General features: G+C 52.7%; 1 protein-coding gene. It reads left to right on the top strand.

What is annotated here, in order from left to right; genetic code table 11:
* On the top strand, positions 1-243 hold a 243-nt coding region (locus ACTFO6_RS19540), incomplete at both ends, for a hypothetical protein (protein ID WP_439935966.1).

Here is a 243-nt window from a genome sequence, read left to right as displayed (position 1 = left end):
GAAGAGAGAAGGGAGAAAGAGGGGGAGGAGAAGGGAGAGGGAAGGGATAAAGAGAAGAGAAAGGAGAGGAGGAGAGGAAAAAGAAAGAGAAGAAGAGAAGGGAGGAGAAGGGGAGGGAGAAAAGAGAGAAGAGAGGGGGGGGAGGAGACGAAAAGGCGGAGGGGAAAAAGGGAGGGAGGGTAACGGGGAAAGGGAAACTGCGAAAGTAGAGGACAGAGAAACAGGAGGATACAAGGGATTGCG

The sequence above is a fragment of the Pelomicrobium sp. G1 genome (genome assembly GCF_051905455.1).
Taxonomy (GTDB): domain Bacteria; phylum Pseudomonadota; class Gammaproteobacteria; order Burkholderiales; family UBA6910; genus Pelomicrobium.
The sequence above is the reverse complement of the archived record's forward strand: the minus strand, read 5'-3'. Positions and strand labels throughout refer to the sequence as shown.